General features: G+C 51.8%; 5 protein-coding genes, 4 tRNA genes, 1 rRNA gene and 1 other RNA gene. 2 read left to right on the top strand and 9 right to left on the bottom strand.

Annotated elements, in window-relative coordinates; translation table 11 throughout:
• The 6 genes from ACSBQV_RS24170 to ACSBQV_RS24145 form a co-directional block, all read right to left on the bottom strand.
• Positions 1–232: GTP-binding protein (locus tag ACSBQV_RS24170; RefSeq protein WP_032439543.1), on the bottom strand; the 232-nt coding region annotated here is incomplete at its 3' end.
• A 109-nt stretch (positions 233–341) separates the two neighbouring features.
• Positions 342–417, bottom strand: a tRNA-Thr gene (locus ACSBQV_RS24165).
• Positions 418–423: 6 nt separating this feature from the next.
• Positions 424–498: transfer RNA gene (locus ACSBQV_RS24160), tRNA-Gly, on the bottom strand.
• Between the two features lie 37 nt (positions 499–535).
• Positions 536–651: non-coding RNA, RtT sRNA (locus ACSBQV_RS24155), on the bottom strand.
• A gap of 46 nt (positions 652–697) precedes the next feature.
• Positions 698–782 (bottom strand) — tRNA-Tyr (locus ACSBQV_RS24150).
• 25 nt (positions 783–807) lie between these two features.
• A tRNA-Thr gene (locus ACSBQV_RS24145) sits at positions 808–883 on the bottom strand.
• A gap of 396 nt (positions 884–1,279) precedes the next feature.
• Here ACSBQV_RS24145 and ACSBQV_RS24140 point away from each other — a divergent pair.
• Positions 1,280–1,828, top strand: coding sequence for a GNAT family N-acetyltransferase (locus ACSBQV_RS24140; RefSeq protein WP_033644356.1), 549 nt, complete (start codon positions 1,280–1,282; stop codon positions 1,826–1,828).
• 219 nt (positions 1,829–2,047) lie between these two features.
• Positions 2,048–2,998 carry a type I pantothenate kinase gene (gene coaA / locus ACSBQV_RS24135; RefSeq protein WP_025304936.1) on the top strand — a complete coding sequence of 317 codons (951 nt, stop codon included), beginning with the start codon at positions 2,048–2,050 and terminating at the stop codon, positions 2,996–2,998.
• A gap of 48 nt (positions 2,999–3,046) precedes the next feature.
• Here coaA and birA read toward each other — a convergent pair whose 3' ends face one another.
• The 3 genes from birA to rrf all read right to left on the bottom strand — a co-directional run.
• Positions 3,047–4,009: a bifunctional biotin--[acetyl-CoA-carboxylase] ligase/biotin operon repressor BirA gene (gene birA / locus ACSBQV_RS24130; protein ID WP_033644354.1), complete on the bottom strand. Its 963-nt coding sequence runs from the start codon at positions 4,007–4,009 to the stop codon at positions 3,047–3,049.
• Positions 4,006–5,043, bottom strand: a complete 1,038-nt coding sequence (murB, locus tag ACSBQV_RS24125; RefSeq protein WP_099785015.1) for a UDP-N-acetylmuramate dehydrogenase — start codon at positions 5,041–5,043, stop codon at positions 4,006–4,008. The genes birA and murB overlap by 4 nt, the downstream gene beginning before the upstream one ends.
• Before the next feature lie 377 nt (positions 5,044–5,420).
• Positions 5,421–5,500 (bottom strand): 5S ribosomal RNA (gene rrf, locus ACSBQV_RS24120); the annotation flags it as partial.

Raw genomic sequence — 5,500 nt, 5'->3', positions numbered from 1 at the left:
CGTAGTGACGAGTCGGGGTGTCATACTCAACGTGAGAGGTGTTGATGGTGATACCACGAGCTTTTTCTTCTGGCGCGTTATCGATCTGGTCGAAAGCACGTGCAGAACCGCCGTAGGTTTTAGCCAGTACGGTAGTGATCGCTGCAGTCAGGGTAGTTTTACCGTGGTCAACGTGGCCGATAGTACCGACGTTAACGTGCGGTTTTGTACGTTCAAACTTTTCTTTAGACATCGATTGTCCCTCTAAGACACGGATAAATCGGTGGTATCACCACATCAACCAAGCATTTGCTCGTTGAATCCAGAACAGAAAGAAAATCAGGGGGCGAGAAATTAAGAAGTGGTGCTGATAGGCAGATTCGAACTGCCGACCTCACCCTTACCAAGGGTGCGCTCTACCAACTGAGCTATATCAGCACATCTTGGAGCGGGCAGTGGGAATCGAACCCACATCATCAGCTTGGAAGGCTGAGGTAATAGCCATTATACGATGCCCGCATCCTGGAACTCGGCTACCTGATTTTTCTGTAGAATTTTGGGGATAGAGCAGGATTGTTCATCACTCGGCTCGTATCCTTCGGGCCGGCTGCGCCTCGCGCTGCACAACTCGAACCTTGCCGAAGGCTTTCGCCCTCTCCTCCCGCCATCAACCGTTGCGGTGTTTATCGCATCTCAGTTAATCGCCGAAGGCAAGATTTGGTGGTGGGGGAAGGATTCGAACCTTCGAAGTCTGTGACGGCAGATTTACAGTCTGCTCCCTTTGGCCGCTCGGGAACCCCACCAGATTTTAACTACTTGTGACTTGAATGGTGCCGGCTACCGGAATCGAACTGGTGACCTACTGATTACAAGTCAGTTGCTCTACCTACTGAGCTAAGCCGGCATCAAGTGCAGCGCATTCTAGGTAGAGCGGGCGACCTATGCAACAAAAAAATTGCTTTACGCGCACTTTCGCTCATAAATCAGTCAATTTTGCATGCTGTCATGCAATTCGCAGCCTGTGGCGTGCAAACATTCATCACTTGCGGCAATCATTCTCTACAATTTTATCCACTTTTTGCAAGCTTTGAACGCCCCTTTCTCCGTGTCGGGCTTCTCAAAACACGTAACCCACGGCGGTAAACCGTGAGCGGGATCGATGCACCAAAAAGAGGATGGCTGCCCTGGTTCGCGGCGTGAACTACACTTATTCCTCGCCCTTTCGCCGTGGCTATGCCTTTTATCGCTCTGGCGCAGTTATTGCTTATCTTCATTACCCCCATATCTGGAGGAATGACCGATGAAAATAGTGCCTATCAACGCCGCTACGCTCCCGATTTATCGCGATGAATTGGCTCGCCTGTTGACCGATGCGGTCACCCACGGCGCTTCAGTGGGCTACGACACCTTAATCCCGCATGAAGACGCCGAGAGTTACTTCCACAGCCTGCGTCCGGCCTTGGCCAAGGGTGAGCTGCTATTGTGGATTGCCCGCGACGAACGCGGCGTCGTTGGCACCGTTCAACTCGAGCTCTGCCAGAAACCGAATGGCCGTAATCGTGCGGAGGTAGTGAAACTGCTGGTTCATAGCCGCGCTCGTCGCAACGGCGTAGGCCTGGCGCTAATGAAGACGTTGGAGCAAGCAGCACTGCAACAGCAGCGCGGGCTACTGTATCTGGATACACAGGCCGGTTCGGCGGCAGAAGCACTTTATCGCAGTCTGGGCTATCGCTGCCTGGGTGAAATGCCTGACTATGCGGCCGGACCCGATGGCTATTACCACTCAACCGTCATTTATTACAAACGTCTGTTCACCGTGACCCCGTCTTCACGCGCTATCGCCAGCTAACCTTCAGGCGGTATCCTGACTCCATGATACCGCCTTGCAACCCCGCTTTATCAACTGCGCGCCGCTTCGCACAATTGACATAAACTGCTGCCTATCGACAACTTTTGCGAAAAAAGTCTACGCCAAAAACGAAGCTGTCTATAATATGCAGCTTGTTTATTCTCTGGAGTTGGCGTCCGGCGCCTTTCCCAACCTGCGTTAACAGGCAGAATTTGGCTTATGATAAAAAGAGATCAATCTTTAGCAACGCCTTACCTACAGTTCGATCGTACCCAGTGGGCTGCGTTGCGAGATTCGGTGCCGCTGACGTTGTCGGAAGAAGAGATCGTTAAACTGAAAGGGATTAACGAAGATCTCTCGTTGGAAGAAGTTGCGCAGATTTATCTGCCGCTGTCACGACTGTTGAACTTCTATATCAGTTCCAACCTGCGCCGGCAGGCGGTACTGGAACAATTCCTCGGCACCGACGGGCAAAAGATTCCCTATGTCATCGGCATCGCCGGCAGCGTAGCCGTCGGCAAGAGCACGACCGCACGTCTGTTGCAGGCGCTGCTGAGCCGCTGGCCGGAACACCGCAGCGTTGAGCTGATCACGACCGACGGCTTCTTGCATCCAAACAAGGTGCTGAACGAACGCGGTTTGATGAAGAAAAAAGGCTTCCCGCAGTCTTACGATATGCATAGCCTGGTGAAGTTCGTGTCGGAAGTGAAATCCGGCGCCAAACGTGTCACCGCCCCGGTTTATTCCCATTTGATCTATGACGTTGTGCCCGAAGGTAATAAAGTCATCGAACAGCCGGACATTCTTATCCTGGAAGGGCTTAACGTATTGCAAAGCGGTATGGATTATCCTCACGATCCGCATCGCGTATTCGTTTCCGACTTCGTCGACTTCTCTATATATGTCGATGCGCCGGAGACGCTATTGCAAAGCTGGTATATCAACCGTTTCCTGAAATTCCGTCAGGGCGCATTTTCCAATCCTGATTCTTATTTCCATAATTATTCAAAATTGCCGGAACCGGAGGCGATTAATATCGCCACGCAATTATGGAATGAAATCAATGGATTGAATTTGCAGCAGAACATACTGCCTACCCGCGAACGCGCGAGCCTGATTATGACCAAAAGCGCCAACCATGCCGTTGAAAGCGTGCGTTTAAGAAAATAAGCCTACCGAACGATCAAGGGGACGCTGCCGTCCCCTTGTCTTTTCTCACTATTCCGCGCTGCGCAGCGATATCTCTCCGCCGATAAAGGGTTTGATTTCCCCTTCTTGTTCCAGCAGGAGTGCACCTTGCGCGTCGATACCCCGGGCGATACCCACAATCTGTCGCTCGCCAATCAGCAGTTTGACCGGTCTGTCGATAAAATTATCCAGCGTGCGCCAACGGCCAATGAATGGCGCCAGCCCATCTATCTCGAATTGTTTTAATGACTGCCGCAATTCATTAAGCAGAGTGGCGGTGAGCTCATTACGATCGATGTTAATACCGGCTTCTTGCAGGTTGATCCAACCTTGATTGATCCCACTCGCATTGGTATCCCGCATCGCCAAATTAATGCCGGCGCCGATGACCAACTGAGCCGCATCGCCGGTTTTCCCCGTCAACTCGACCAAGATCCCTGCCAATTTGCGATCGTTCAGGTAAAGATCGTTGGGCCATTTGACTCGCACGTCTTTAGCGCCAAGACGCTGCAAGACCTCCGCCATCACCATGCCGATCACCAGGCTCAGCCCCATCGCCGCAGCCGGCCCCTGTTCCAATCGCCAAAACATCGACAGGTATAAATTGGCGCCAAACGGCGAAATCCACTGACGCCCACGACGACCGCGGCCAGCCAGTTGGTACTCAGCAATGCAGGCGTCGCCAGATTGCAGCGTTTCGATACGATCCAGCAAATATTGATTGGTAGAGTCTACGACCGGCAGCACGGTAACTCGCTTGTCGTCCAGCCCTCTAAGAATGCGTTCCGCCTCCAATAGCTGCATGGGAGCAGGCAAGCTGTATCCTTTCCCCGGTACAGTAAAGACATCCAGCCCCCACTCGCGAACGGTTTGAATATGCTTATTGATCGCGGCGCGGCTCATGCCCAATGACTCACCGAGCTGTTCCCCGGAATGGAATTCACCGTCGGCCAATAGCGCGATCAGTTTTAACGGGACCTTGGTATCTCTCATGACAGCACCACCACAGCGTTCAATTCGCCAGTTGCGCCAATGAAACGCACCTCAGGTTCCAGCCATACGCCAAATTTATCGGCCACAGTCTTACGGACATGGCGCGCCAGAGCCACCACATCCTGACTATGCGCATTATCGATATTCACCAGCACCAGCGCCTGCTGGCGGTGTACGGCTGCGCCACCGATGCGATGCCCCTTCAGTTCGCACTGATCGATCAGCCAGCCAGCGGCCAGCTTCACCTGACCATCCTGCTGCGGATAATGCGGCATGCCGGGATATTGTGTGATGAGTTCTGCGGCTTTCCCCGCGTTCACCAGCGGATTCTTGAAGAAACTGCCGGCATTACCGGTTTCGCGCGGGTCCGGCAGCTTGCTGCGGCGCATGGCACATACGGACTCGAATACCTGAAGTGGCGTCACCGTGGCGGGATCCAGCTTGGCCAGATCGCCATAGCTCAACTTGGGTTGCCACTGCTTGCTCAGACGCAGACCCAGCCCGACAATGGCATGCCCAGTTTGGAAGCGATGTTTGAAAATGCTTTCCCGATAGCCGAAACCACAATCGGCTGCCGAAATGCGATCGATGGCACCCGTAGAGAAGTCCAGCAGGTCGACATACTCACAGACATCTTTCAATTCGACGCCATAGGCACCGATATTCTGGATAGGCGCGGAGCCGGCCAATCCAGGAATCAACGCCAGGTTCTCCAACCCGCAGATCCCGGCCTGCAGCGTATATTGCACCAGATCGTGCCAATTCTCACCGGCGCTGACATGGAGATACCAGGCATCGTTATCTTCTCGAACATCGATGCCCTTCAGTTGGTTAACCATGACCGTACCCGAAAAGTCTTCCAGGAACAGTACGTTGCTACCTTCACCGAGAATCAGCAGCGGCTCCTGACGCTTGCGCGTTTGTTGCCAGACTTTGAGCATCAACTCAATTCTATCGGCGATGACCAGGTGCGCTGCGTTGACCGGGAGCGCAAAAGTATTGTGGTTTTTTAAAGACGCGCTTTCAGTAGACATAACGTTCAGTACCCATGCGGAAATAATCTTTTGCTTAGTCTACTCGATTCGAAGCGTCTGGCTAATATTTGTTTTAATTAACGTGAAATTTATCGAGTAATGCACTGAAGAATTAGGATTTATCTTTGATATAACAGGATAATTCTTATCAACATGTTCATAAATAGGCATTTTTATTATTTAAATAATAATCTTAATCTATCAATTATATATTGAGCTGGTTATTCTCCTGCTCAAAAGCATTATACGTGCTTATGTAAATAAGCAACGTCCGCTGAAATAGGTATTTTTCTAAGCAATAGATACGATCAGGGGATTTATTTTACGCATAGCAAAAAGCCCTGAACGTCAGTTCAGGGCTTTCGGCTTTGTTTGATGCCTGGCAGTGTCCTACTCTCGCATGGGGAGACCCCACACTACCATCGGCGCTACGGCGTTTCACTTCTGAGTTCGGCAT

The sequence above is a fragment of the Serratia sp. B501 genome, from assembly GCF_051172315.1.
Classification (GTDB): domain Bacteria; phylum Pseudomonadota; class Gammaproteobacteria; order Enterobacterales; family Enterobacteriaceae; genus Serratia; species Serratia ureilytica.
Note: the sequence above shows the minus strand (reverse complement) of the source record. Positions and strands in the feature narration are given on the sequence as shown.